At 70.0% G+C, this 25,578-nt stretch carries 21 protein-coding genes; 10 read left to right on the top strand and 11 right to left on the bottom strand.

The window, feature by feature from the left end:
- Positions 1–19: 19 nt before the first annotated feature.
- From crcB (B141_RS0123225) to B141_RS0123210, 4 genes are all read right to left on the bottom strand, one after another.
- Positions 20–412, bottom strand: coding sequence for a fluoride efflux transporter CrcB (crcB, locus tag B141_RS0123225; protein WP_020577585.1), 393 nt, complete (start codon positions 410–412; stop codon positions 20–22).
- Entirely contained in the window at positions 409–750 is a 342-nt protein-coding gene (locus B141_RS0123220; protein ID WP_020577584.1) for a DUF190 domain-containing protein, read from the bottom strand. Before B141_RS0123220 ends, crcB (B141_RS0123225) begins: the two co-directional genes overlap by 4 nt.
- Positions 747–1,259, bottom strand: coding sequence for a fluoride efflux transporter CrcB (gene crcB / locus B141_RS0123215; RefSeq protein ID WP_084678468.1), 513 nt, complete (start codon positions 1,257–1,259; stop codon positions 747–749). The genes B141_RS0123220 and crcB (B141_RS0123215) overlap by 4 nt, the downstream gene beginning before the upstream one ends.
- Positions 1,260–1,559: 300 nt before the next feature.
- Positions 1,560–3,002: a hypothetical protein gene (locus B141_RS0123210; RefSeq protein WP_020577582.1), complete on the bottom strand. Its 1,443-nt coding sequence runs from the start codon at positions 3,000–3,002 to the stop codon at positions 1,560–1,562.
- Positions 3,003–3,309: 307 nt separating this feature from the next.
- Between B141_RS0123210 and B141_RS0123205 the strand changes: the two genes are divergently transcribed.
- Both B141_RS0123205 and B141_RS42250 read left to right on the top strand, forming a co-directional pair.
- Positions 3,310–4,737, top strand: a complete 1,428-nt coding sequence (locus tag B141_RS0123205) for an MFS transporter (RefSeq protein ID WP_020577581.1) — start codon at positions 3,310–3,312, stop codon at positions 4,735–4,737.
- A 95-nt stretch (positions 4,738–4,832) separates the two neighbouring features.
- Complete coding sequence (locus B141_RS42250; protein WP_169512963.1) at positions 4,833–6,074, top strand: lytic transglycosylase domain-containing protein; 1,242 nt, start codon at positions 4,833–4,835, stop codon at positions 6,072–6,074.
- On the opposite strand, the gene B141_RS0123195 is transcribed toward B141_RS42250, so the two are convergent.
- A complete protein-coding gene (locus B141_RS0123195) occupies positions 6,046–7,290 on the bottom strand; it encodes a hypothetical protein (protein ID WP_026257501.1) in 1,245 nt (414 codons plus the stop codon). The genes B141_RS42250 and B141_RS0123195 overlap by 29 nt on opposite strands.
- Positions 7,291–7,868: 578 nt before the next feature.
- Here B141_RS0123195 and B141_RS42245 point away from each other — a divergent pair.
- Genes B141_RS42245 through B141_RS0123170 form a run of 5 tightly spaced genes read left to right on the top strand, consistent with a single transcriptional unit; the run spans position 7,869 to position 12,212 of the window.
- Positions 7,869–8,861, top strand: a complete 993-nt coding sequence (locus B141_RS42245) for an AAA family ATPase (protein WP_157181224.1) — start codon at positions 7,869–7,871, stop codon at positions 8,859–8,861.
- Positions 8,858–9,853, top strand: coding sequence for a DUF58 domain-containing protein (locus B141_RS0123185; RefSeq protein ID WP_020577578.1), 996 nt, complete (start codon positions 8,858–8,860; stop codon positions 9,851–9,853). Before B141_RS42245 ends, B141_RS0123185 begins: the two co-directional genes overlap by 4 nt.
- Positions 9,850–10,803 (top strand): VWA domain-containing protein, encoded by a 954-nt coding sequence (locus tag B141_RS0123180; RefSeq protein WP_020577577.1) that lies wholly within the window; start codon positions 9,850–9,852, stop codon positions 10,801–10,803. Before B141_RS0123185 ends, B141_RS0123180 begins: the two co-directional genes overlap by 4 nt.
- A gap of 24 nt (positions 10,804–10,827) precedes the next feature.
- The gene (locus B141_RS0123175) at positions 10,828–11,589 is read left to right on the top strand and encodes a DUF72 domain-containing protein (protein ID WP_020577576.1); all 762 of its coding nucleotides are present in this window, start codon (positions 10,828–10,830) and stop codon (positions 11,587–11,589) included.
- 53 nt (positions 11,590–11,642) lie between these two features.
- A complete protein-coding gene (locus B141_RS0123170; RefSeq protein ID WP_020577575.1) occupies positions 11,643–12,212 on the top strand; it encodes a DUF3145 domain-containing protein in 570 nt (189 codons plus the stop codon).
- A gap of 468 nt (positions 12,213–12,680) precedes the next feature.
- On the opposite strand, the gene B141_RS0123165 is transcribed toward B141_RS0123170, so the two are convergent.
- The 4 genes from B141_RS0123165 to B141_RS42240 all read right to left on the bottom strand — a co-directional run bounded on the left by B141_RS0123165 (position 12,681) and on the right by B141_RS42240 (position 18,342).
- Complete coding sequence (locus tag B141_RS0123165; RefSeq protein ID WP_020577574.1) at positions 12,681–14,063, bottom strand: (Fe-S)-binding protein; 1,383 nt, start codon at positions 14,061–14,063, stop codon at positions 12,681–12,683.
- Positions 14,064–14,078: 15 nt separating this feature from the next.
- The gene (locus B141_RS0123160; RefSeq protein ID WP_202805878.1) at positions 14,079–15,272 is read right to left on the bottom strand and encodes an FAD-binding oxidoreductase; all 1,194 of its coding nucleotides are present in this window, start codon (positions 15,270–15,272) and stop codon (positions 14,079–14,081) included.
- On the bottom strand, positions 15,253–16,707 hold the full coding sequence (locus B141_RS0123155; RefSeq protein ID WP_020577572.1) for an FAD-binding oxidoreductase: 1,455 nt from the start codon (positions 16,705–16,707) through the stop codon (positions 15,253–15,255). The genes B141_RS0123160 and B141_RS0123155 overlap by 20 nt, the downstream gene beginning before the upstream one ends.
- Positions 16,708–16,905: 198 nt before the next feature.
- Positions 16,906–18,342, bottom strand: a complete 1,437-nt coding sequence (locus B141_RS42240) for an MFS transporter (RefSeq protein ID WP_020577571.1) — start codon at positions 18,340–18,342, stop codon at positions 16,906–16,908.
- 174 nt (positions 18,343–18,516) lie between these two features.
- On the opposite strand from B141_RS42240, the gene aceB reads away from it, so the two are divergent.
- Entirely contained in the window at positions 18,517–20,115 is a 1,599-nt protein-coding gene (gene aceB, locus B141_RS0123145; RefSeq protein ID WP_020577570.1) for a malate synthase A, read from the top strand.
- A 21-nt stretch (positions 20,116–20,136) separates the two neighbouring features.
- Here aceB and B141_RS0123140 read toward each other — a convergent pair whose 3' ends face one another.
- Both B141_RS0123140 and B141_RS0123135 read right to left on the bottom strand, forming a co-directional pair.
- Positions 20,137–21,243, bottom strand: a complete 1,107-nt coding sequence (locus B141_RS0123140; RefSeq protein WP_020577569.1) for an enolase C-terminal domain-like protein — start codon at positions 21,241–21,243, stop codon at positions 20,137–20,139.
- A 42-nt stretch (positions 21,244–21,285) separates the two neighbouring features.
- Complete coding sequence (locus tag B141_RS0123135) at positions 21,286–22,308, bottom strand: LacI family DNA-binding transcriptional regulator (RefSeq protein ID WP_020577568.1); 1,023 nt, start codon at positions 22,306–22,308, stop codon at positions 21,286–21,288.
- Between the two features lie 268 nt (positions 22,309–22,576).
- Here B141_RS0123135 and B141_RS0123130 point away from each other — a divergent pair, with 268 nt between their 5' ends.
- Both B141_RS0123130 and B141_RS0123125 read left to right on the top strand, forming a co-directional pair.
- A complete protein-coding gene (locus tag B141_RS0123130) occupies positions 22,577–22,990 on the top strand; it encodes a GNAT family N-acetyltransferase (RefSeq protein WP_020577567.1) in 414 nt (137 codons plus the stop codon).
- A 350-nt stretch (positions 22,991–23,340) separates the two neighbouring features.
- Positions 23,341–25,485: an alpha-amylase family protein gene (locus B141_RS0123125; protein WP_169512962.1), complete on the top strand. Its 2,145-nt coding sequence runs from the start codon at positions 23,341–23,343 to the stop codon at positions 25,483–25,485.
- Positions 25,486–25,578 lie beyond the last annotated feature (93 nt).

Below are 25,578 nucleotides of genomic sequence, written 5' to 3'. Positions count from 1 at the left end.
CAACAGCCCGTCCAGCCGCCTAGCCGCCGGACCAGACTGCCATTCCGATCGCGAAGCCCGCGAACGCCGCGCCCAGGCCGGCGAGCAGGCTCACGCCCACGTTCGCGACGGCGGGGAGCCGAGCGCCATCCTCCAGCAGGCGCAGCGTTTCGTACCCGAAGGTCGAGAACGTCGTCAGCGCGCCGCACAGGCCGGTGCCGACCAGTGCGTACATGGGGGCGCCGAGCGCGCCGAGTACGCCGGACTCGGTGGCTGAGGCGATCACCCCCAGGAGGAAGGAACCCAGGACGTTGACTGTGAGGGTCCCCCAGGGGAAGGCGGATTCGTGGCGAGTCTGGATCGCCCTGTCCAGGTGATAGCGCAGTGGCGCGCCGATCAGGCCGCCGAGCACGACCGCGAGGACGGCCGTCATCTCTGCCGCCCCACGTACCGCACCACCCGCACGTCGTCCACCATGACCAGTCCGGCGGTCACGAGTTCGTCGAGCTGCGGCAGGAAGGCCTCGATGCGTTCCTCGGTGTCGACGATGACGATGGCCAACGGGAGGTTCTCCGACAGGCTGAGGAATCTGCTCGTGTGGACGTGCCGGCTCGCGCCGTACCCCTCGATGCCGCGGAACACCGACGCGCCGGCGAGCCCGGCCTGGTGGGCGCGGTGGACGATCTCGGCGTAGACCGGCCGGTGGTGGAAGCGGTCGTCCTCCCCGACGAAGATGGTGAGGCGCTTGGCCGGTCCGGCGAGGGAGTTCATCGAGACCTCCTGAGGAACTGCCTGAAGAGTCGTGTGCCCCGCGCGCCGCACCAGACCGCGAGGAGCGCGGCGGCGAGGGTGCCGAACAGGTACGCGGCGGCGGTCGCGGGCTCACCCACCTGGAGGAGTTGGCGGGTTTCGATGGCGTACGTCGAGAAGGTCGTGAATCCGCCGAGAATCCCGATGCCCACGAAGGGGCGCAGCAGCCGATGGGGCGCGGGCAGATCGAGGATCACCACCATGAGGATCCCGATCGCGAAGCAGCCGGACACGTTCGTGAGGAACGTCGACCACGGAAAACCTCGCGACCCGTGCGGAATGCGGAGCGTCAACCCGTAGCGCGCGAGGGCGCCCAAAGCGCCGCCGATCGCGATCACGAGGGTCGTGTCGAGGGCGCGGAAGCGGGTGAGAAAGCGAAGGCGGCGAGAGAATCGGAGACGGCGGAGGAACCGGCCCGGCCAGGCTGCCGTGTCCTGGTCGACCGTTCGCTGCGAACTGTCAGCGGCCATCGTCCCTCCTGATGCGTGGACCGGTCGTACGCACCAGGGACCGTTGGCGGCGCCGGCGCCGCGGTTGTGGCCGGCGAGCCCCACCGCCGGTTCGGAAATTACGGCCAGGCTACCGGTCGCGGCGACGTCACGCCGCACTGGACGCGGAGCGCTCGCCAGCGGCGCCGGGTCCGGGCCGGGGGTCGCGCGGGGTTCACACGTGGACGGGCGACGACGGACGATTCTTCCGCGGAAGACGCGGGGATGCCGTTCTTCCGCGGAAGAATCACTTCTGACCGAGCGTCGACGTGGAACCCGTGATCAGCGGGTCCAGAGCACCGCGGAGGGTTCCGCGGCGGTGACGGTGACGCCGCCGGACCAGGTGAGGAACGACGGCTGCGGCAGGTAGTCCGTACCGAGGAGGAACGCCCGGTCGATCCCGGTGACCTGGATCGACGCGCCGGTGTCCGTGCCCACCACGACCCGGTGTGCGGTGATCGCCGCGATGTCCGCGACGGTCGTACCAGCCGGCAGCTCCACTGTCGTCGCGGCCGGCGCGTCCCGCTGGATCGACCAGTTGGGTGTGTCGTGGTGCGAGTAGTAGATCGTCTCGCCGGAGGTCAGGCGTACCCCGAGGGCGACACCGACCCACGACGAGCCGGAGTTGGGGGCCGAGGTGGTCTTCTTCACCACGGCGTACAGGTAGTTGCGCTGGTCGCTGACCTCAGGCGTCGACGGCGTGCCGGGGGACGGCGCCTCGACCTTGCCCTCGCGGATGAGTTCCTTCGCCATGACCAGGTAGGTCCACGGGTTGACGTCCATCAGGTACTCGCGGGCCTTGCCTGATGGCAGGGTCTGCAGCGCGGAGGGGAAGAACCTCAGCGGGTTGTCGACCTTGTCGCACATGTTGTTGTTGGACGTGCAGGTCTGCAGCTGTGCGTGGTCGCCGTCGTAGCTGCCCTGGAACTGCTTCGTCTCGTGGTTCGGCGCCTGGTAGACGTCGCTTCCGGGCACCCGTTCGCCCTTCGCGTCGACCTCAAGGGCGTACACCCACTCGATGTCGGTGGTACGTCCCCACCGGGCCATCAGGGCCGGGCTGTTCGTGCCGCCGTCCTCGTTGCTCCAGACGATGGAGTACGTCAGACGGGTGTGGCCCGGCGTCGAGGCGGGACCGCTCTCGTGCCAAGCGATGAGTGGCGTGTCCGTCGTGGTGTTCTGGTTGGCGTCCCCGAACTCCGCGAGGCTACGTCCGTGAATGATCGGGGCGTACCGCAGGGCGAGGTATGACGGATCGGTGCGGGGGAAGGTCTGCAGCGCGAGGTTGGAGACCTCGACCTTGGTGGCCGCGGCGGCCGATCGTTCGTTGTCGAACCGCAGCCGGATCTTGTGCGGCCCGGCGCGCAGGGCGCCGAGGCCGAGCTGCTGGCTCAAGGGTGCGGAGCCGGTGACGACGACGCTGGTCTGGTACCGGTCGTCGACGTACACCGACATAACGGCTGATTCCTTGCCCTTCACCGCCCAGTCCGTGCCCGGTGCGGCGACCCGAAGGTCGAGCAACGCCTGGCCGGTGTGCTGGGCGAAGACGGGTACGCGGATGTCCGGCCGGTTGCGCTGGACCACCCGGGTGGCGGCCTCGACGGTCCCACCGTCGGGACGGGCGTTCGCGACGGCCGTGGTGGTGACCGCGGTCGTGGCGACGGTGGCGACCGCGAGGGCTGCCGTGAGGGTCGCCGCCGGAACGAGCGCGGCGATGCGACGCGACATGGATGGCGATCTAGATGACGACGTGGGTGCCGACATGGGCAACACGGCGCGAGGCGAGGCTTCTGCATCGGCGAGGCGCTTGGCGGGCATGGCTCCTCCTGATTGGCTGGGCCTCCCAGCGGGGTCTGGGCCGCCCATACTTTGGCCGCCCCGCCACCGGGCTACAAGATCCCGTGAGGGAACTCCTGGCCAACTCCGGCTGACATCCGGAAAGTGCGCGGACGCGGGGACCTAGGACTCCGGACGTACGCCGTCCGGGACGATAACCCGATGGCGCCGGGGACGCCGGCCGCTAACGTGGCTCGACGTGAGTACGTCCAGCCGGTCACCGAACGCGTCAGAACTCAGCTCCTCCAGCGACCTCCCCGACATCCCCAACCCGCCCGTCGCGGCTACCGATGGCGTGCTCAGCCCGCCGTACCGCGCCCTCACCATCGGCATCGTCACCCTGGTGCTCCTGATCGCCTTCGAGGCGATGGCGGTCAACACGGCGATGCCGGTGGCGGTGTCCGAGCTGCACGGACTTGCTTTCTACGCCTGGGGTTTCTCCGGCTTCATGACGGCGAGCATGTTCGCCACCGTGGTGGCGGGGGAGTTGTGTGACCGGATCGGTCCGGTGTTGCCGTTCGTCGCCGCGGTGGGGGCGTTCGTGGCCGGGCTGGTCATCGCCGGCGCGGCGCCCACGATGCTGGTCTTCGTCCTTGGCCGCATGGTCCAGGGACTCGGCGGCGGTGCCGTCGTCGTCACGATGTACGTCATCGTCGGTCGGGCCTATCCGTCCGCGCTGCGCCCGCGGGTGTTCTCGGCGATCTCGAGCGCGTGGGTCCTTCCGTCGATCGTGGGGCCGGTGATCGCCGGCACCGTCACCGAGCACACCACCTGGCGACTGGTCTTCCTCGGGCTGGCTCCGCTCGCCGTCGGTCTGGTGTTCCTCGTCCTGCCGAGGCTGCGCGGACTTCCGGCCGTCGACGCCGAGCCGCCCGCCCCGCGTCGCGGGCGCAAGCGCCGGGCGCTGGCCGCCGCGGCCGGCATCGGGCTCCTGCAGTACGCCGGGCAGGAGCGGCAGTGGTGGAGCCTGCTCCTGGTTGCCGCCGGGCTCGCGTTCCTCGTGCTGAGCCTGCCGCGGCTGCTTCCGCCCGGGACGCTCCGCTTCGCCCGCGGACTTCCGTCCGTGGTGGGGCTGCGCGGGCTGTTCTCAGGCGCGTTCTTCGGCGCGCAGGCGTTCATCCCCCTCATGCTCATCGAACTTCGTGGCATGTCCGCCACGGTCGCCGGACTGGTCCTCACGGTGGGGTCGCTTGGCTGGTCGACGGGTTCGTGGTGGCAGGGTCGCCGGGGTCTTCGGATGACCCGGGCCCGGTTGATCGGAGTGGGCGCCGTCTTCGTGACCTCGGGGCTGGCGCTCGTCCTGCTCGCCGTCGTACCAGTGATACCCCAGTGGACCGCCGCGCTCGGGTGCGTCCTCGCCGGGCTCGGCATGGGTCTTGCGACGGCGAGCCTGTCGGTGCTCCTTCTCGAGTACTCCCCAACCGAGGAACACGGAGCGAGCGGCGCCGCCGCCCAGATGTCGGACTCGTTGGGCAACGTCGCGCTTGTCGGTCTCGCCGGAGTGATCTTCGCGACGCTCCACAGCCAGGTGGCGCCCGCGCTGGTGTACGCGCCGATCTACGCGGTGATGATCGCGGTCGCGGGTGCCGGCATCGTGTTGTCGCGACGGGCCCACCGCCCAGGCTGAGCACGTCGCGGCACACCCCATCCGGGTGAGGTTCTGGATCGGCCCGCCATCCCCCGATGGTCCGTGCGATGGTGAGGGGACCGGGGGGATGTCCGATGAAGTTATGGACAGCGGTACGCGTTGCCGCAGTGGCGATAGCGGCTTCGGTCATACCCAGCGTCGCAGCACACGGCGGGCTGGACGACGCGCCCGGCTCCCCGCCTGGCCAGACCGTGTCCGGCGACAATGGTCGCCGCGGCGACGCCGGCCGGCTGGGCTCTGAAGCTCCGGGAACCGTCAACGGCGTGTCACCACCCGGCGAGCTGGGGATTCCCGGGCCGGTGCTCTACGCGTACCGCAATGCCGCCGCCATCCTGGTCACCCGAGCGCCGGAGTGCCGGCTGACCTGGCAGATGCTCGCCGGTATCGGGAAGGTGGAGTCAGACCACGCGGCTGGCGGAGCGGTGAGTACGCGGGGCGACACGGTGCGGCCGATCCTCGGGCCGGCGCTCGACGGTTCGCGGTTCGCCGCCATTCCCGACACGGACGGCGGGCGGTACGACGGAGACCCCACGTGGGATCGCGCGGTGGGCCCGATGCAGTTCATCCCGAGCTCGTGGGTGAGGTACGGCACGGACGGGAACGGTGACGGCGTAGCCGACCCGCGCAATGTGTACGACGCGACCCTGACGACCGGGATCTACCTCTGCGACGGTGGCCGGGACCTGTCGCGAAGGCTGGAGCTGACCACGGCGATCTTCAGCTACAACCACTCGATGAGTTATGTCGAGCGGGTGCTGGCCTGGATCGACGCGTACACCATGGGCCGGGCCGCTCCACCTGACGGCGACCTCCTCACGCTCGGTCGGGCTTCCGTACCCACGCCGCCGGGAGGTACGTCGGAGACGCCCGGGCCGACTGCTCCCGTGGAGCCGACCGTGCCCCCGTCCCCGTCGCCGTCCGCTTCCTCGTCTCCGTCGACGACGCCGCCTCCCACTCCAGCACCTTCCGACCCCACGCCGACACCCCAGCCGACCAGCCCGACGCCGACTCCTGAGCCGCCAGGCCCCACCCCGGACCCGAGCCCGACGGACGCACCCGCGCCGGCACCGTCCTGCGCCGGCGTTCCGACAACCGCACCAACCGGCGGCCCGTCGGTCGGTCCCTCTCCGTCGACCAGCGCACTGCCTTCGCCCAGCGCCACGCCGACACCAATGCCCACGTCCACGCCGACAGGCCAACCGACCCCGTGTACCACGCCGCCCATCCCCGGGATGGAGGGAGCGACCTGGCGCGACACCGACGCCCTGCCGCTGCTCCTGGCGATCATCACGGAGTTCTGGCGCGGATATCGTTGATGATCTTCTGCAGGTTCTTCTTCTCACTGGGCGCGCCGGTGAGCCGGACGGTCACGTGAGTGTCAGGAGCGTCGCCGCGTTTGGCGCCGAAGACGTGGCTCATCGCGGCCGACACCTCGGTGGTGTCCCCGGCGCCGACGGTCCACTCGGCGTACGTCGTCGTGTCGTCGGTGCGCTTCCAGTTGGTGGGGATGGTGGGAAGTCGGTCGTCCCGGATCTTGGTCCACTCCGACGACCCGCACGGGGACGGGCAGTCCTGCACCTCGATGATGCCGCCCGGCGTCCTGCCCGGCTTGCCGGAGAAGGCGAAGGACTCGTCGACGCAGACCCACCGGACCACACCGGGTCCGCCCTTGCTGCTCTTCATGCATCCCCAGGTCTTCGGGACCCGGAAGTCGAAGGGGAACTCGTTGAGGTCCATGGGGTACGTCGGCTCCTCCTTGCCGAAGGTCGGTCCAGCCACCAGACCGTCCGGTCCATCGGGACCGGTGTAGGAAGGCCCGGGTGTCGGCATCCACGGTGGCGGTGTGCGGCTCGGCGCGGGAGTGGCCGACTGGCTTGGGCCGGGCATGGCCGGGATGGTGTCGACGGGTCCGGGAAGTCCTGGGGTTTGCTCGGGCGCCGAAGCGTCGGTGTCTTTGTCATCCCCGCCGAAGAACGCGTTCGCCGCGAAGGCGCCGCCGACGATGACCACGAGGGCCGCCGCGACACACAGAGCGAGGATCGCCAGCGAGCGTTTGGAGTCAGCTGGCCGGATGGCCGTCGTGGCGGGCGCGGCAGGTGGTGGGGGAGTGACCATGTGGGCGGCTGGCGTACCGGCCCAGTGGGGAGCGAAGTCAGGTCCGGCCGGACCACCGCCGGGTCCGGTGAAGAGTCCTGGCCCTGGCGCCGACAGCCCAGCCGCGTCGAGCAGCGCGAGTGCCGCCTCAGGACGCCCGTCGGTGTACGCAGTTGCCACCCACGGCACCGCGTCGTACGGCGCCGCACCCAACACCTGCTCCGGCCCGCGTGCGGCGAGTGCGTCCAGGGCGGAGGTGAGCCGATCACGGACGGCGGAGTCGGCGGCCGCACCGGCGTGGAGCACCGTCAGCGCCGCGGCTCGCCCGGTCGGGTCGTACCCGAGAAAGACCACACCGGCCTCGTGTTCGGCGAGGCGGCCACGCAGGTGGAACAGCCCCAGTGTCGTCGGATCACCCGGGCGCAGGCCTTCGGTCATTCATAACCCCGTTTCGGTCGAAGGCGTCAGGACGGTGAGGTACACACAGTGAGACACGAACTGAGGCACACACGGTGTGGTTCCGGCCCGGCGCGGGCTTCGCCCGCCTGGGCCCACCCCCGCGGTGTGGGTTCCGGCCCCACGCGGGCTTCGCCCGCCTGGGCCTACCCCCACCACATGAGGTTCGCGCGGAGGCTCCCACACAGGGATGGCACCCTTGGTCGCGACGCCCGACGATACGACGTCCCCGTCTGGAGAGGAACCGCCACATGACGACGCCGGATCGGAGCGAGGTCTCCGCCGGGATGTCTGAGGATCACCCGGACGCGACCGTACCCGCCGAACGCGGTGAGGTCGACCAGGCCGCCTCGCCCGCTGTCGACGGCGCGCCCTGGCCCGGGAGCGACTCCCACCCCACGCCGGGGAGCGACGGCCAGCCGGCGCCCGGCCACCCGACGCCCGGCCACCCGACGCCCGCCCACCCGGCGCCGGGCACCACTCACCCGACCACCACCCACCCGACCTCCGCGCACCCGGGCACGGGTTCGGGCCCGGGCAGTGGGGTCGGCGCCGAGGCGATGCTCGCGGCGGAGGCGCTGCAGGAGGTGAAGCGGGTCATCGTCGGTCAGGAGCACATGGTCGAACGCCTCATGGTGGCACTCCTCGCCCGCGGCCACTGCCTTCTCGAAGGCGTCCCGGGCGTGGCCAAGACGCTCGCCGTACGCACGTTCGCGACCGTGGTGGGCGGGGAGTTCGCGCGGTTGCAGTTCACCCCTGACCTGGTGCCCTCCGACATCGTGGGAACGCGTATCTACCGGCCGAGCAAGGAAGCGTTCGACGTCGAGCTCGGCCCGGTGTTCGTCAACTTCGTCCTAGCCGACGAGGTCAACCGCGCACCGGCGAAGGTGCAGTCGGCGATGCTCGAGCTGATGGCCGAACGCCAGGTCTCCGTCGGCGGTCGGACGTTTCCGTTGCCGGCGCCGTTCATCGTCATCGCCACCCAGAACCCCCTCGAGTCCGAGGGCGTCTACCCGCTCCCGGAGGCGCAGCGGGACCGCTTCCTCGTCAAGGTCGACGTCCACCTGCCCGATGCCGAGGAGGAGTACCAGATCCTGGAACGCATGAGCGTCGATCCGCCGACGCCGCGCCAGATCCTGCACCCCGACCGCATCCTCGCCCTGCAGCAGGCCGCAGACCGGGTGTTCGTCCACCGGCTCGTCGCGGATTACGTCGTACGCCTGGTGCTCGCCACCCGCCGGCCGGTGGAATACCACCTGCCCGAGCTCACCCAGGTGATCGAGGTCGGCGCCAGCCCACGGGCCACGCTCGGCCTGGTGTCGTCCGCGCGGGCGCTGGCGCTGATGCGTGGCCGCGACTACGTGCTGCCCCAGGACGTCCAGGACGTTGCCCGGGACGTGATGCCGCACCGTCTCGTCCTCGGATTCGACGCGGTCGCCGACGGCTTGTCGGCGTCCAGTGTGGTCGAACGCGTCCTCGCGGTCGTCCCGCCGCCCCGTCCGGTCTGGAGGCAGGACACGCAGGGTGCGGCCGGTCGACCGGAGTTCCGGTGAGCCGGACGGCCCCGAGCGGGAACGCCGGTCAGCTCAGCCTGGCCCGGCTCGCACCCGAGCGGGCGCTGCGTCGCCTGGAACTCACCATCGTGCGCCGGCTCGAAGGCTTCCTGCACGGCGAGCACCTGGGATTGTTGCCCGGTCCCGGCACCGACCTTGCCGAGGCGCGGGCGTACCGCCCCGGAGAAGACGACGTACGCCGGATGGACTGGTCCGTGACTGCCCGCACGGCCACGCCGCACGTGCGGGACGTGATCGCCGACCGGGAGCTCGAGACCTGGGTTCTTGTCGACATGTCGGCATCGATGGACTTCGGTACCGCCGCGTTGGAGAAGCGGGAGCTCGCGGTCGCCGCGGTGGGCACGGTCGGTTTCCTCACCCACCGGCTGGGCGACCGGTTCGGCGGGGTGGTCGTGCGCGGTGGCCGGATCCGCCGCTGGCCGGCGCGGTCCGGTCGACTGGCGCTGTACGGGCTGTTGCGGTCGCTGTTGGCCGAGCCGCGAACGGAGCCGGAGGAGCCGGACGACGATTTCGCAACCGCTGTCGACCAGTTCTCGCGGGCCTATCAGCGGCGTGGTCTGCGGGTCGTCGTGTCCGACTTCCTCGACGGATCGGGCAACGACCCGGGGCTCCCGCTGCCCTGGGAGCGGGCGATGAAGCTCTTGTCTGCACGGCACCAGGTGCTGGCGGTCGAGGTGCTCGACCCGCTGGAGCTGGAGCTGCCCGACGTCGGCGTGGTGTGGTTGACCGACCCCGAGACGGGCGGGGTCCGCGAGGTCAACACTGGCGACGCGGCGCTTCGAGTGCGGTACGCCGAGGCTGCGGCAGCGCACCGCGAGCGGGTGCGCGCGACCCTTCGGCGGTCGGGTGCGGCCCACCTCACCCTGCGGACCGACCGGGACTGGGTGTCTGACACCGCGCGGTTCGTGCTCGGGCACCGCCGGGTCGCCCAACGACTGCATGGTCCACCGACGAGAGGAACCGCCGGATGACGTTCCTGGCTGCCGGACGGCTGTGGCTGCTACTGCTCGTCCCTCTACTCGTGGCGGCGTACCTCCTGCTGCAGTGGCGCCGCCGGAAGTACGCGATGCGGTTCACGAACCTCTCACTGCTGTCGCGGGTGGCGCCCAAGCGTCCCGGTTGGCGCCGACACGTCGCGGCAGCGCTCATGATCGTCACCGTGAGCCTCCTGGTCACGGCGTTCTCCCGGCCGCAGCTGGAGGTGGAGGTGCCCCGGGAACGCGCGACGATCGTCCTCACCGTGGACGTCTCGATCTCCATGCGCGCCGACGACGTACAGCCGACCCGGCTCAAGGCGGCCCAGGACGCGGCCCGGGAGTTCGTCAAGAACCTTCCGCCGAAGTTCAACATCGCGCTGGTGTCCTTCGCGGGTACGGCGAGCATCCTCGTGCCGCCGACCACCGACCGAACGGCTGTCTACCGCGCGGTCGACGGTCTCGAGCTCGCCCAGTCGACAGCGACCGGCGAGGCGATCTTCACGTCCCTCGACGCGCTCAAGCTGGTGCCAGCCGATCCGCAGCATCCGAAGGAGCCGGCGCCGGCCCGCATCGTCCTGCTCTCGGATGGCTACCGGAATGTCGGGCGGAGCGTCGAGCAGGGGATCCAGGCGGCGCAGGCGGCGAAGGTGCCGATCTACACGATCGCGTTCGGGACGCCGTTCGGCACGGTCGAGATCGAGGGCCAGCGGACGCCGGTGCCGGTCGACGAGAACACCATGCGCCAGATCGCCGAGGCCACCGGCGCCCAGACCTACACCGCGGCGTCCAGTCAGGAGTTGGAGCAGGTCTACTCCGATATCGGCTCCTCCATCGGATACACGAAGGAGCAGAAGGAGGTCACGTCGGCGTTGGTGGGCTACGGCCTCATCGCGGCGCTGGCCACCGCCGCCGCGTCCCTGCTGCTGCTCGGCCGCATCCCGTGACAAGCCGCTGGGCACAGTGGAGGCATGCCGATTCTCGTCGGGACCTGCGGGTGGAGCTATCGCGACTGGCGCGGGACCTTCTACCCGCCTGAGGTGCCGCAGCGGGCCTGGCTCAGCTATTACGCGGACCACTTCGCCACCGTTGAGCTGGACAACGCCTTCTACCGGCTGCCGTCGTACGACATGTTCGCGGCGTGGCGCGACGCCCTGCCCGGTGACGAGGTGGTCGCCGTCAAGGCGAGCCGGTACCTCACCCACATCAAGCGCCTGCGTGAGCCGGCCGAGCCCGTCGGCAGGCTGGTTGAGCATGCGCGCGGCCTTGGCGACCGGCTCGGGCCGATCCTGCTGCAGCTCCCGCCCAACCTCCGTGCGGATCGGGACCTGCTCGCGGAGTGCCTCGCGGCGTTCCCGTCCGACGTCCGCGTCGCCGTCGAGCCACGGCACGAGTCGTGGTGGACGGATGACGTACGCCGGGTGCTGGAGGAGCAGCGGGCCGCGCTCACCTGGACCGACCGGCTGGGGCACCCTCTGACGCCGCTCTGGCGTACCAGCGAGTGGGCGTATGTCCGCTTCCACGAGGGGCGGGCCACGCCGTGGCCGCGGTACGGCCAGGCGGCTCTGACGTCCTGGGTGAAGCGGATCGCCGAGGCGTATGAGGACGACGCGGATGTTCACGTGTACTTCAACAACGACCCTGGGGGTGCGGCCGTGACGGACGCCGCGGCGTTCGCGCGGGTCGCCCGCAAGGCCGGATTGACGGTGACCCGCACGCCCGACACGCCGTGACTGACGCGCGACACGCGGGGGACTCGTGGCGTGTCGTCCTTGGTTCGTGCACAATGATCGCGGCACTGGACTATCTGCCCGACGAGGACGCTGGGGAAGGCGCTCGCTCGACCGGAGAGGTGGTCTCGGTGACGACACGAGGCGTGCTGTACGTCCATTCAGCGCCGTCGGCGGTCTGCCCCCACGTGGAGTGGGCCGTCGCTGGTGTTGTTGGTGCGCGCGTGAACTTTGACTGGTCCGCCCAGCCAGTGTGCGTCGGTTCCTACCGGACCGAGCTTTCCTGGCAGGGCGAGCCGGGCACTGCGGCGACCCTTGCTTCAGCGCTGCGCGGGTGGCAACAACTTCGGTACGAAGTGACCGAGGAACCCAGCCAGGGCTGCGAGGGCGCCCGCTACTCCTACACGCCCAGCCTCGGAATCTTCCATGCCGTCACCGGCCCGCACGGCGACATCCTCATCCCCGAGGATCGGCTGAAGGCGGCGATGGTCAAGGCGAGCCTCGGCGAGACCACCCTCGAAGACGGGCTCGAGCGGCTTCTTGGCAAGCAGTGGGACGACGAACTCGAAACCTTCCGGCACGCGGGTGACGGCGCTGCCGTGCGGTGGCTGCACCAGGTCGTCTGAGAGCGAGGGGCGGGTCTTCACATCAGGCCGCGGAAATCGCGCGCGGACCTGTTGGCCCGTGACCTGGAGCGGGCGCGGAGTCACGAGATAGCGATCGCGGACAGTGTCAAAACAACCCCTTATGGCTACAGCGTGTATGCGAATGTGCCCGCTTTCCCTTTGCTGTAAGGGATATTGACGAAATTGAAAGAACTTACTGACTGCTAGGTCTTGACCTGGACATGGTCCCTATAGGTAATGTCTTGGTGACGCAGGGCGCATCTAGTGAATACCTCCCAGATGTGATGCAGGGCAACCAGACGTGGCCGCGCGGCGCCGACAGGGGCGACCTCGGCAGCCGGGAACGCGGCCGCACCACGTAGGGCGTGGCCGGAGTTATGGCCACGCCCTTGCCCTCGTAAATCCCCACTGTTGACCCCAACGCCGGAAGACGTTTCTCGGATTCTTCCGCGGCAGCACGGCCGTCCCCTAGCGCGGAAGGCCCGTCCCGCGGATGGACGCGTCGACGAGTTCGACGGGGTGCATCAGCGGGATGTGCTCGGCGCCCAGATGACGGCGGATCTGCAGCAGGCAGCCCGGATTGGCGGTGGCCACGGCGTGCGGATGGACCGAGCGCAGGTTCTCGACCTTGCGCGCGCCGAGGTCGGCGGCAGCCTCGGGTTCGAGCAGGTTGAAGACGCCGGCGGAGCCGCAGCAGAGTTCGGCCTCGGGGATGTCGACCACCTCCAGACCCGGGATGGTGCGAAGCATCGCGCGTGGCTGGGCGCGTACCCGCTGGGCGTGGCCGAGATGGCAGGCGTCGTGATAGGCGACCCGAGCCTCGATCGGATGTCTCGGCGCGCGGGGTTCGAGTTCGGCCAGCACTTCGGTGACGTCGCGGACCCTCGCCGCGAACGCCGCCGCCCGGTCGGCCCAGGCTGGATCGTCGCGTAGCAGCCCGCCGTAGTCCTTCATGGCAGACCCGCAGCCGGCCACGTTCACGACGATGGCGTCGACGTCGTACGTCTCGAACGTCTCGATGGTCTGCCGAGCCCGGTCAAGCGCCTCAGGCTCCCGCCCGGTGTGCATGCTGAGCGCGCCGCAGCAGCCCTGCCCGCGCGGGATGAGGACCTCGCACCCTTCGGCGGCCAGCGTTCGGACGGTCGCGGCGTTCACCTTGGTGAAGAAGACGCTCTGGACGCAGCCGGTCAGGAACGCGATCCGGCGCCTTGGCGTGCCGACGGCCGCGACCCGCTCCGGCACACGACCCGTGAGGTCGCGCAGGCGCACGTCGGGGAGCAGCGCCTCGAGCGCGCGGAGTCGGGCCGGAAGGCGGTCGACGACCCGCCCGCGGCGCAAGGCTCGGGCCAGCCCGAGGCGTTGGTAGAGGAGCCCGCCGAGGGCCGCGACGCGGAGCCGGGCAGGATAAGGGAAGAGCGCGAAGACCAGTCCGCGAAACGCCCGGTCGCGCCAGGTGCGGGCATGGTGGCGTTCGATCTGGGGCCGCATCGACTCCAGCAGCTTGTCGTACTGCACGCCGGACGGGCAGGCGGTGACACAGGCCATGCAGCCGAGGCAGGTGTCGAAGTGGCGTACCAAGGTCGCGTCGAACTCCGCGTCCCCTTCGCGTACGAGGTCCATGAGGTAGATGCGTCCGCGCGGGGAGTCCATCTCCTCGCCCCACAGGGCGTAGGTGGGGCAGGTCGGAAGGCAGAACCCACAGTGGACGCAGTCGTCGATCAGTTCCTTGGCCGGTGGGTGGTGGGCGTCGAAGTTGCCGTGCCGCTCCCGCTCGTCCACGGTGCCTTCGCCGCCGCTGGTCGAGGCGAAGATGTCACCGGGTTCCTGGAACTCCGCGACGTCCTGGCTCATAGGTACGCCCTCCCCTCAGGCGAACCACGGCGCGAAGCGGCCCGGGCCCAGCCGCTCGTCGTGGTCCATTCGCTTCTTGAGCGCCCGCAGCAGCGGCGCCGTCGCGGGCGCACGGCCCCAACTTCCAACAAGCTCGTCGAGCCCGGGGATCCGCTGGTGCAGCGTGACGCTTCCGCCCGCGGCCAGAACCTCAGAACGCCAGCCCGCCAGGACGGCCGCGTGCTCGGCGGGTTGACCACCGCGAAGACGTACCGTGTGAACGCCGATCCCGACGCTGGACGTCAAGGTTGCCTTGACGGAGGGTCCGGTGGTCAGAGCGTCGAGCCGCGCGGCCAACTGGGGGAGGAGATCGGGCCGCGTCCCCGCGCGGAGGACCGTGTCGCCGTCGCCTCCAACGACGGTGCCGGCGAGCGCCTGCCACACCGCCGTCTCGTCCGCGCCCTCGAGGACCTCGCCCGACGCGGCGAGGGCCACCGCCTTGCGTACCCGCGTCGCCACCCCAGAACGCGTCCCCTCGAACCGGATGAGCAGGCGCCCTTCGTGCCAGTCCAGGGCGACAGGCTCCAGCGGGCAGGCAAGCAGGGCGGTCGCGTGGGCGAACCCCGCCGCGACGTCGCACGGAACCGCGAGCGTCGCGGTCGCCTCCGGAAGCGGATGCAGGCGCAGGACGACCTCGGCGACCAGGCCGAGGGTGCCGAGCGAGCCGGAGAACAGCTTGGTGAGGTCGTACCCCGCGACGTTCTTGATGACATGCCCACCCGAGCGGGCCACCGTGCCGTCGGCCAGCACGACGGTGACGCCGATGACGAGGTCGCGGAGGGTGCCGTACGTCGCGCGAAGTGGCCCGCCGTCGGCGGTCGCGAGCAGGCCTCCGACCGTCGCACCGAGTGGGATCCGCGCCGCGTCGAGCGCCACCCGCTGCCCGTCAAGCCGCTCCTGCAGTGCGGCCAGCGACATACCCGCCCCCACGGCGACGGTCATGTCCGCGGGGTTGTACGCCAGGAGTTGGTCCAGCCCGGTGGTGTCCAGGACGACGTCGACGTCACCCACAGGCGCACCCCACGACTGGGCCGTGCCCGCACCGTGGAGGAGGACCCGCTGGCCGGACCGGGCGGCCTCGAACATCAGGTCGCGGGCCTGCCGCAGGTCACTCGGTCGCACGGTGGGCACGTCGCGTGCCTGCATCCGGTCAGAGACGCTCGATGACACCGGCAGCCTCCAGGGGGTGCGGGCGGTAGGGGCCGGGCTTCTCACCGCACAGCCGCGGTGTCGGGAGAACCTTGCCCGGGTTGCAGAGCCCGTCGGGGTCGAACGCCCGGCGTACCCGGTCCATCGTCGCGAGGTCCTCCTTGCCGAACATCACCGGCATCGAGCACGCCTTGTCCGTGCCGATGCCGTGCTCGCCCGACAGCGAGCCGCCCAGGTCGACACAGAGTTCGGCGATCGCCTTGGACAGCTTCTCGGCCCGGTCGTGCTCGCCCCGGGACTCGTCGTAGAGCACCAGGGGGTGGAGGTTGCCATCGCCCGCGTGGAAGACGTTGGCCACCCGCAGGCTGGCTTCGGCACCCATCGCGGCGATCGTGCTGAGCGCCTCGGTCAGCCGGGTACGCGGGACCACGCCGTCCTGCACGAAGTAGTTGGGGCTGATCCGGCCCATCGCGGCGAAGGCGGCCTTCCGTCCGGTCCAGATCCGGGCACGTTCGGTGTCGTCCGCGGCGATCCGGATCTTCGTCGTACCGTTCGCGTGGCAGATCTTCTGCACGGTTTCGAAGAGTTCGCCGCACTCGTCGGCCGGGCCGTCCAGCTCGATGACCAGGGCGGCGGGCGTGTCGAGGGTGTATCCCGCACCCACGGCCGCCTCGGACGCCTCGATCGCGAGCTGGTCCATGATCTCCATGGCCGCGGGGACGACGCCGGCGGCGATGATGCCGGTGACCGTGTCTGCCGCCTGCTCGATTGAGGGGAAGTCCGCCAGCAGGGTCCTGACCGTCTCGGGCTTGCGGAGCAGGCGTACGACCACCTTCGTCACGACGGCGAGCGTGCCTTCGGAGCCGACCACCAGCCCGCGCAGGTCGGGTCCGGCCACCTCGGGTGAGTCACCACCCAGCCACACCAGCGTGCCGTCGGGCAGGACCGCCTCGAGGGCGAGGACGTGGTGGGTGGTGAAGCCGTACTTCAGGCAGTGGGCGCCGCCGGAGTTCTCCGCGACGTTCCCGCCGATCGTGCACACCTGCTGGCTGGACGGGTCGGGCGCGTAGTAGAGGTCGTACGCCGACGCGGCCTGGCTGATCGCGAGGTTGGTGACGCCGGGTTCGACCACGGCCCGGTGGTTGGTCGGGTCGACCTCCAGCACGGCACGCATCCGCTGCAGGGAGACCACCACACCGTCGGCCACGGGGAGGGCGCCGCCGGACAGGCCGGTTCCGGCGCCGCGGGCAACGAACGGGATCTGGGCGCGGTGGCAGGCGGCCACGACCTCCGCCACCTCGGCCGACGATGAGGGGAGTACGACGAGCGCGGGGGTGACGCGATAGCCGGCCAGGCCGTCGCATTCGTAGGTCCGGAGTTCGGTGGGCTCGGAGATGACGCCCGCCGGCCCGACAATCGCCCGCAGAGTGTCTCGCAGGTGCTCGATGGCGTTCATAGGCGCTCGCCCTCCGCCGTTCATGGCTGCCGCCCCTCCGCGCCACGCCCGGCTTGGTCGCGCTGGCGACGGTGCTGTTCCGGCCCCGCACGGGCTTCGCCCGTCCGGGCCCACCCCCAACCCTGCCCGCTCGACCCCACGCTAACGCGTCGAAGCGCGGGCAGGTCGGCCCATACCGGCCAGCCTCGCGCCGAGCCCTCAGAGGTCGTCCACGCTGGCGCGGACTCGGCGCGCGGTCCCGTGCCAGGCGAGCGCGAGGATCACCAGGACCACGGACGCACAGGTCATGATCAGTCCGACCTGGTGCAGGCCGCGACTACTCAGCTCGTGCTCGAACACAATGCCGAGCACACTTGTCGACAGGATCGCTCCGAGGTACCGGAACGTCTGGAACAACCCACCCGAGGACCCCATCCGCGACGGCGGGCTGGCTTCGTACAACGCCGTCTGCAGGCCGAGGTTGTTGAACCCGCCCGGTATCCCGAAGAGGAGCGCGACGCCGACCAGGATCACCAGCGGCGTGGAGTCGTCGAGCACCTGGATGGTGAGGGCGGCGACGAGGAGCACGACCGAGCCGAGGACGAGCGTCGCCCGGGATCCCCGGCGGCCCACCATCGCGGCGGCGACCGGCGTCATCAGGACGCCCATCGCCGCGACGGGCAGGACGAGCAGACCGACGGTGTCGCTTGTGAACCCACGCACCGACCCCAGCCACAACGGGAGTCCGAAGAAGACGCAGTAGAAGACCAGGTTCACCCCGCCTTGCTGGATGAGGACCGAGGAGAGGTGGCGGTTGGCGGCGAGGCCGCGTACGTCGAGGAAGGGCACCGCCGTCGAGCGTTCGCGGACGACGAGGAGCACACCCAGAACGACCACCGCAGGAACCAACCACCACTGGGGATGGTCGGCCAAGGAGAGCAGGAAGATCAGCAGACCGGCGAGGGTGGCAGTGAACAGCGCGGTGCCCGGCAGGTCGAGCGTCTTCAGGAGGTCGCCGCGCTGCCGGGGCGGGTGCGGCAGGCGGGGAAGGAACCGGATCGCGAGGAGCGCGCCGACCGCGGTGACCGGCACGTTGACGAGGAAGACCGCCTGCCAGCCGGCCGAGGCGATGAGGAACCCGCCGATCACCGGGCCGAGTGCGGCGCTGGTCGCGGCCGCGATGCTGAGCGCGGCGAGTGCCCCGGCTGGTGAGCTGGGAGCACTGGGAGTACGCCCGCGCCCGCCGCCCGCGCTGCCCTGCCCAGGTCCCGCGGCGGCGGCCCGGATCAGCACGAGCGCGGCGGGATAGGCCGTGGAGGTCCCGAAGGCCAGGAGGACCCGGGCACCCACCAGCCACCAGAAGCCCGGGGCGAAGGGAGCCACCACCGACACCGCGCAGACCAGGCCGAGACCGGCCAGGAACATCCTCCGCGCGCCGAAGAGATCGACGAACCTCCCCATCAGCGGCTGCCCGACCGCCGCCGCGAGGTAGAAGCCGGAGACGAGCCAGCTGGAGGTCGCGACCCCGACCTCGAACTCATGCTGCAGCGGGACCAGCGCCACCGCGATCATCGAGGAGTTGAGGGGGTTCAGGAGGGTTCCGGGCGCTACGGACGCGATGAGGCGTGCGGGCGCTCCTGATCGTCCCTCGGGCACGCCGCTTATCCTCCCAGCCGCTGTCAAAAGGTCCTACCGCTTGCCACGGCCGATCCTCGACGTGCTCCTGCGGAGCCCCTCGCGGATGTGCTAGACGTGGCAGCGGGGCTCGTTTCTGCGGAACGCGCCCCTGTGCGCGAGGTTCGCACGGGTACACCGAGGAGGGCGCTGATCGTGGTGGATGTCACGGTGACGGGCAGTCAGGTCGAGCGCGGCGAGGAGGTGCTGACTGGCGAGGCGCTGGCGTTCCTCGGCGAGCTGCAGGAGCGGTTCGGGAACCGCCGCGACGAGCTACTGGTCCGGCGGCGCGAGCGCCGGGCCGAGATCGCGCGTACCGGCCGGCTGGACTTCCTCCCAGAGACCCGGGAGATCCGCGAGGACCCGAGCTGGCGCGTCGCGCCGGCACCGCCCGACCTGCTCGACCGGCGGGTGGAGATCACCGGGCCGACCGAGCGGAAGATGACGATCAACGCCCTCAACTCCGGGGCGAACGTCTGGCTCGCCGATCTCGAGGACGCCAACACACCCCACTGGGCGAACGTCATCGGCGGCCAGGTCAACCTGCGGGACGCGATCCGCCGCGAGATCTCCCTCAGCTCGCCCGACGGTAAGTCGTACACGCTGCGCGAGGATGCCCCGCTCGCCACGATCGTCGTACGCCCGCGCGGGTGGCACCTCAACGAGCGCCACCTGCGGCTCGACGGCAAGCCGCTGGTGGGTGCGCTGGTCGACTTCGGGCTTCACTTCTTCCACAACGCGCGGGAGCTTCTCGACCGGGGGAGCGGACCGTACCTCTACCTGCCCAAGATGGAGAGCCATCTCGAGGCCCGGTTGTGGAACGACGTGTTCACCTTCGCCGAGCAGCGACTGGGCATCCCGGCCGGTACGATCCGCGCGACGGTCCTCATCGAGACGATTCCCGCGGCGTTCGAGATGGAGGAGATCCTCTACGAGCTGCGCGAGCATGCCTCGGGCCTGAACGCCGGGCGCTGGGACTACCTCTTCAGCATCATCAAGAACTTCCGCGACGCGGGTCCGTCGTTCGTCCTCCCCGACCGCAATGCGGTGACCATGACAGCGCCCTGCATGCGGGCTTACACCGAACTCCTGGTGGCGACCTGCCACGGTCGTGGCGCCTTCGCGATGGGTGGGATGGCGGCGTTCATCCCGAGCCGGCGCGACCCGGAGGTCAACAAGACCGCGCTCGCCAAGGTGCGCGCTGACAAGGAACGCGAGGCCTCTGACGGCTTCGACGGCTCCTGGGTCGCCCACCCTGACCTGGTGCCGATCTGCAAGGAGGTCTTCGACGCGACCCTCGGCGACCGGCCGAACCAACTCGACCGCCTGCGCGACGACGTGACGGTCACGGCCGACCAGTTGCTGGACGTGAAGTCGACGCCGGGTTCGGTCACCGAGGCCGGCCTCCGCAGCAACATCTCAGTGGCCCTGCAGTATCTCGCCGCCTGGCTCGGCGGCAACGGCGCGGTGGCGATCTTCAACCTGATGGAGGACGCCGCGACCGCCGAGATCTCCCGCTCCCAGATCTGGCAGTGGATCGGTAACTCCGTCAAGCTCGACACCGGCGACATCGTGACCCCGGACCTCGTCCACCGGATCGAGGACGAGGAACTCGCCAAGATCCGCGATGCCGTCGGGGATGACGCCTTCGCCCGCGGACACTACCCGCAGGCGCGGGAGTTGTTCGAGAAGGTCGCGTTGGCGCCCGACTACGCCGACTTTCTCACGATCCCGGCGTACGACCTCATCGACTGAACGCCCGCGCCCGCCGCCTGCTCAGCCCGAAGGCGCGGTGGTCGCGGGGAGCGGCAGCCCGAATCCGGGAGCGTCGGGCACGTGGAGCATCCCGTCGAGAAGTTGGTACGCACTGCCGTCGACGCCTTCGGTGTGCCCCGGCACCCCCTCGACGACCAGGACGTTGCCGAGCCCGGCGGCGAGTTGGGCGGCGTACAGGGTTTTCAGCGGCTGTCCCCAGGCGTGGGGAGAAGCGCGCACGCCGACCTCCTCCAGCACCGGCATCACCCGCCGCCAACGACTGATGCCGTACGACATGACGTCCATGAGGAGGACGTCGAGCAGTCCCTCCTCGCTGAGGTGCAGCAGGAACGGTACGTCGGGCGCGGCCTCGCCGTCGGCGATCAACGTCCCCGAGCCCCGCCGGGTGAGTTCGGCACGGAGCCGGCGGAGATCTGCCCGCGTCTCCTGGAAGGGTTCCTCCACCCAGAACAACCCGCAGTCGGCGACCTCGTCGAGATAGCCGAGGAAGCTCTCGCCGGTGTAGCCGTCGTTGGCGTCCACGAGGATCTCCGCCTCCGGGTAGGCGGCGCGCACAGCCCGGGTGACCTCGATGTCGCGACGGAGCCCGGCATCGGCGTCCATCCACCGGTGGCCGCGGCCGATCTTGAGTTTGAACGCGCGGAAGCCGAGGTCGTGGTCGGCCCGGCAGTTGGCGAGCACCGCGTCGAGGCCGCGCGGCGCGTCTGCGGGGTCGAGGTCGTCGAAGTAGATGGCGCCGTCGTAGCAGGGAACGACGGTCTCGCCGCGGCCGCCGAGCAGCTGGTGGACGGGCAGCCCGAGGATCTGCCCGGCGAGGTCGTGCAGCGCGAAGTCAAGCGGGAGGGCCTGCGGCTCGATGGTCCCGACGGCCGGGTCGAGGAGGTCATCCACTCGGCGTCCGACCAGTCCCTGGGTGCCCTGGAGATCACCGGCGGCGATGCCCCAGCCGGTCGCGCCGGTGTCGGTGTGGACGACGGCGACCGGAACGGACCCGCCGGCACCGTGCGAGCCGAGCCGGGCGTTGCGCCCGACAGTGCGTGGGTAGTGGTCGCGCAGCACGTGGCTGTCGATGCGTGCGATGCGATGGTCGGCGAGGGTGGCGGTCATGGCACATTGCCTCCGGGAGATGCCGGGTCAGGGACGGCAGGGTCAGGGGACAGGTGTGTGTGCGGTCGAACCACGGATCACGAGGTCGCACGGGAGCCTGGTCACGACCGGCTCGGCCGAGGGGTCGGCGATTCGCCTGCGGAGAAGGTCGACGCCGCGGTCGACGATCGCTCCCACCGGCTGATCGACCGTGGTGAGGTCGAACGACTCCCACGATGCCATGTCGGTGTTGTCGAAGCCGGCGACCCAGAGGTCGTCGGGAACCCGCACCCCAAGCGAGCGGGCGCCGTCGAGAACGCCGAACGCCAGGACGTCGGTGATGGCGAAGATCGCCGTCGGCGGATCGTTCTGGCTGAGCATCCGGCGGGCGGCGGCGTGCCCGTGCTGGTGGGAGAACCCGCCGACGGCGACGTTGCTCGGTCTGATGGTGATGCCGGCTTCGGCCAGTACCGCCCGGAAGCCCTGCTCCCGGTCGCGGGCGGTGCTCACCGAGAGCGGTGAGGTGACGAGGCCGATGTCGAGGTGGCCGGCCCGGAGAAGGTAGGCCGCGAGGTCCCGCGCTCCCTGCCAGTTGTCGCCGAGCACCTGGTCGCAGGCCAGTTCCTCGATACCGCGGTGCAACAGGACCGTCGGGATACCTGAGGAAAGGGCAAGCGTGTGCAGGCGGGACGTGAAGGTGGCCGAGGTGAACACGAAGCCGTCAACCAGGCGCTGCTGGATCGCCTGGCCGGCAGCCGCCTCGTCCGGGTCGTGTTCGACGTTCCACAGGATCATCTGCAGGCCATGAGCGCTCAGCTTGCGGCCGATGAGGTCGAGCATCGTCGAGTGGAACGGGCTCGTCACCCGGGACATGAAGACGCCGACGGCATCGGTACGCCCGGTCTTCATGGCGCGCGCGACGGCGTTCGGGGTGTAATTGGATTCCGCCAGGACCTTCAACACCCGGGCGCGAGTCTCGGCGTTGACCCGTGGGCTGTTCGTGAGCACGCGTGACACGGTCGACTGGGACACTCCGGCGAGCCTGGCGAGGTCCCGGCTGGTGAGCGTGCGTGGTGGACTGCCCATGCCTACTCCCTCCTGCGCGTCGTCGCACCATCCTGCCGTCTTTCGACAGCTGTTCGGGAGGCACGTGCGCCGGCGCGGAGACGGTCATCACCTTCTTCCGCGGAAGAATTCCTCAGATGCACCAGCCCGCAGGAGCAGGGCCGATCTCCTGGCAGGGTCAGGGAAATCCAGTCGACCCGCACCCCGCGCACGGATAGCGTCCTTCTTCCGCGGCCGAATCTCATGGTCGGCGATGGCGTACGGCCCCCGAAGGTGAAGGGACGGCACCATGGCACCACCGGCGACGCAGGACGGCGAGTTGGCCGTCGTTGCCAACGAACCGTTGACAGACGCCGAACTCAACGAACTCTTCGCCGCGTCCTGGTCGCAGCATGGCTGGACGGACTTCAGCCGATTGTTGGAGCGGAGTCTGGCGTGGGTGACGGCCCGCCGGGACGGACGCTTGGTGGGATACGTCAACGTGGTCGGCGACGGGGGCCGGCACGCGTTCATTCTCGACACCACCGTGCATCCAGACGAACGCCGGCGCGGACTTGGGCAACGTCTCGTCAGCATCGCCGCCGACACCGCGCGGGCGGCGGGAGCCGAGTGGTTACACGTGGATTACGAGGAACACCTGGACGGCTTCTATCGCGGCTGTGGTTTCCGCACCACCCATGCGGGACTCATGCGGCTGACCTGAGACCGATCCCAGAAGACCGCACACCGGGAAGGTCTGCGGACCGCCAACGTCGCATCACCCGCGCCGCCGGCGAAGTTGACCATGGCCGACGAGAACCGATAGACACGTCTACGCACCTCGGCGGCCGAGTCCCCGCTGTCGGGGCTGTTTCCGCCGTGATGGAGGCGTTCTGCCCTGTCGGCATTCGCATATCGACGGCCCGGTTGGCCGCTCGGTGCGGGCCGCGCCCACCTGTCGTGGGCGTTCTGTCCTCTGTCGGCCCATGGGGTCGGGTCCGCACAGTGAGCCCCCACATGATCGCTCTCGGTACCCTGCATGGACGCGCGAGCAGTGATCGAGAGGATCTGCGGATGAGCGGGGCACAGGACGAGCCGTGGTATTGGCGGACTCTCCGATGGGGTCAGACCAACCTGACCGAAATCGACCCGGCGCGCTACGACGCCGCATGGTGGCGGGATTACTGGCGGCGGACCAGCGTCCAGGGCGTCATCGTGAACGCCGGCGGAATTGTCGCCTATTACCCGAGCGAACACCCGCTGCACCGGCGTGCGGAATTCCTCGGGGATCGGGATCTGTACGGCGAGATCGTGAAAGCGGCACGGGAGGAAGGGCTCAGCGTCCTCGCCCGCATGGACTCCAACCGCGCCGACGAGACGTTCTATCTTGAGCACCCCGACTGGTTCGCCGTCGACGCCGACGGACAGCCGTTCAAAGCCGGCAACCTCTACCTCGCCTGCGTCAACGGGCCCTATTACCGCGAGTATCTTCCCGCCGTACTCGCCGAGATCGTGCGGCGCAGCAGCCCTGACGGCATCACGGACAACAGCTGGAGTGGTCTTGGCCGCGACCACATCTGCTACTGCGTGTCCTGCCGGCGCGGGTTCCGCGAGTCGACCGGACAGGACCTGCCACGCCGCCGTGACTGGGACGACCCGGCGTACCGCCAGTGGATCGAGTGGAGCTACGCCCAGAGGCTCGGCATCTGGGACCTCAACAACGCGGTCACCTCACGCGTCGGCGGTGAGGACTGTCTCTGGATCGGCATGAACGCCGGCGACCCGCTGGCGCAGAGCCTGCACTTTCGTGACTACAAAGCGATCTGCGAACGCGCGTCGATCATCATGCTGGACTCGCAGTTTCGCCGGGGTGCCGGCTTCTCTGCCAACGGTGACAGCGGCAAGCTCGTCCACGGACTGCTCGGATGGGACGCGTTGATCCCGGAGAGCACCGCGATGTACGACGCGGGGATCCCGACGTTCCGGCTGGGCAGCAAGCCCGAGGCCGAGACACGGATGTGGGCGGTGGAGGGGTTCGCCGGTGGCCTGCAACCGTGGTGGCATCACATCGGTAGCCATCACGAGGATCGCCGGCAGTATCACACGGCCCGCCCGTTGTTCCGCTGGCACGAGGCCAACTGCACCTATCTGCAGGACCGCGATCCCATCGCCACGGTCGGTGTGGTGTGGAGCCAGCGCAGCCTCGACTTCCATGGCCGCGACGAGCCGCAGGAACGCAGTGTCGACCCCTACCGCGGTGTGGTGGACGCACTGATCCGGGCCCGGATCCCTTACCTGCCGGTGCACGCCGACCACATCGAGCGGGACGCGGACCAGTTCGAGGTTCTCGTGCTGCCCAACGTCGGAGCGCTGAGCGACCGCCAGTGCGCGCAGATCCGATCGTTCGTCTACGACGGTGGCGGCCTGGTCGCGACCGGGGAGTCGAGCCTGTACGACGAATGGGGCGACCGCCGGCCCGACTTTGCCCTGGCCGACCTCCTGGGCGTACACGCAACAGGTAGCCACCACGGCAGTTTCGCGCCGTCAACCCCGGATTGGCAGGCGTACGACGGCCATACGTACCTTCGGATCGAGCGTTCGGAGAAGCTACCCGAGGAGATCGTGGCAGGGTTCACTGAGACCGACCTGCTGCCGTTCGGTGGGCGGCTCGAGGTTGTCCGCGCCGACGAGGACGCGACGGTCGCCATGACGTGGGTTCCGCCGTTCCCGATCTACCCGCCCGAGAAGGCGTGGATGGCGCGAACCCACAGCGGCCTGCCGGGCCTCGTCACGCGCGTCCGGTCGAACGGCAGCCGGATCGCCTACCTCGGGGCGGATCTCGACCGGCGCTACGCCCGCCACCACCACCCAGACCATGGCCGGGTGCTCGCGAACGCCGTCCGCTGGGCGGCCTGCGGCTGGGTGGCGCTGGAGGTCGACGGTCCGGGCGTTCTCGACTGCCACCTGTATCGCCAGGGTGATTCGGTGATCCTCCATCTCGTCAACCTCAACCAGGGTGGGGCCTGGCAGGGCGCGCTTGACGAGTTGGTGCCGGCGGGCCCGTTCGCGGTGCGGGTGCGGATGCCGGGGGAGCGGGTGGCCAACCGGGCGCGTCTCCTCGTCGCCGAGCGGGACGCGCAGGTACGCGACGAGGATGGCTGGTCCTCGGTCGTGGTACCCCGGGTCGTCGACCACGAGGTGATCGTCCTCAGCGCCTGAGCTGGCGGCGCCGACCCGCACCGATCCTCGGGCACGAAGGAATTCCTGAGCCAGCGCGAGCTCGAGGTCCTCATCCTGATCGCGCAGGCCCCC

Origin of the sequence: Actinopolymorpha alba DSM 45243 (genome assembly GCF_000373925.1) — a bacterium.
GTDB classification, from domain to species: Bacteria; Actinomycetota; Actinomycetes; order Propionibacteriales; family Actinopolymorphaceae; genus Actinopolymorpha; species Actinopolymorpha alba.
This window is presented reverse-complemented; position numbering and strand designations above follow the sequence as displayed.

What these genes read in the sequence shown, in the direction of transcription:
- crcB (WP_084678468.1), bottom strand. Translation starts at nt 1,259, where the DNA reads ATGGCCGCTGACAGTTCGCAGCGAACGGTCGACCAGGACACGGCAGCC.
- B141_RS0123155 (WP_020577572.1), bottom strand. Translation starts at nt 16,707, where the DNA reads ATGAACGCCATCGAGCACCTGCGAGACACTCTGCGGGCGATTGTCGGG.
- B141_RS0123140 (WP_020577569.1), bottom strand. Translation starts at nt 21,243, where the DNA reads ATGACCGCCACCCTCGCCGACCATCGCATCGCACGCATCGACAGCCAC.
- B141_RS0123165 (WP_020577574.1), bottom strand. Translation starts at nt 14,063, where the DNA reads ATGAGCCAGGACGTCGCGGAGTTCCAGGAACCCGGTGACATCTTCGCC.
- B141_RS0123180 (WP_020577577.1), top strand. Translation starts at nt 9,850, where the DNA reads ATGACGTTCCTGGCTGCCGGACGGCTGTGGCTGCTACTGCTCGTCCCT.
- B141_RS42245 (WP_157181224.1), top strand. Translation starts at nt 7,869, where the DNA reads ATGCTCGCGGCGGAGGCGCTGCAGGAGGTGAAGCGGGTCATCGTCGGT.
- B141_RS0123210 (WP_020577582.1), bottom strand. Translation starts at nt 3,002, where the DNA reads ATGTCGCGTCGCATCGCCGCGCTCGTTCCGGCGGCGACCCTCACGGCA.
- B141_RS0123170 (WP_020577575.1), top strand. Translation starts at nt 11,643, where the DNA reads ATGATCGCGGCACTGGACTATCTGCCCGACGAGGACGCTGGGGAAGGC.
- B141_RS0123175 (WP_020577576.1), top strand. Translation starts at nt 10,828, where the DNA reads ATGCCGATTCTCGTCGGGACCTGCGGGTGGAGCTATCGCGACTGGCGC.
- B141_RS0123220 (WP_020577584.1), bottom strand. Translation starts at nt 750, where the DNA reads ATGAACTCCCTCGCCGGACCGGCCAAGCGCCTCACCATCTTCGTCGGG.
- B141_RS0123135 (WP_020577568.1), bottom strand. Translation starts at nt 22,308, where the DNA reads ATGGGCAGTCCACCACGCACGCTCACCAGCCGGGACCTCGCCAGGCTC.
- crcB (WP_020577585.1), bottom strand. Translation starts at nt 412, where the DNA reads ATGACGGCCGTCCTCGCGGTCGTGCTCGGCGGCCTGATCGGCGCGCCA.
- B141_RS0123195 (WP_026257501.1), bottom strand. Translation starts at nt 7,290, where the DNA reads ATGACCGAAGGCCTGCGCCCGGGTGATCCGACGACACTGGGGCTGTTC.
- B141_RS42250 (WP_169512963.1), top strand. Translation starts at nt 4,833, where the DNA reads ATGAAGTTATGGACAGCGGTACGCGTTGCCGCAGTGGCGATAGCGGCT.
- B141_RS0123125 (WP_169512962.1), top strand. Translation starts at nt 23,341, where the DNA reads ATGAGCGGGGCACAGGACGAGCCGTGGTATTGGCGGACTCTCCGATGG.
- B141_RS0123130 (WP_020577567.1), top strand. Translation starts at nt 22,577, where the DNA reads ATGGCACCACCGGCGACGCAGGACGGCGAGTTGGCCGTCGTTGCCAAC.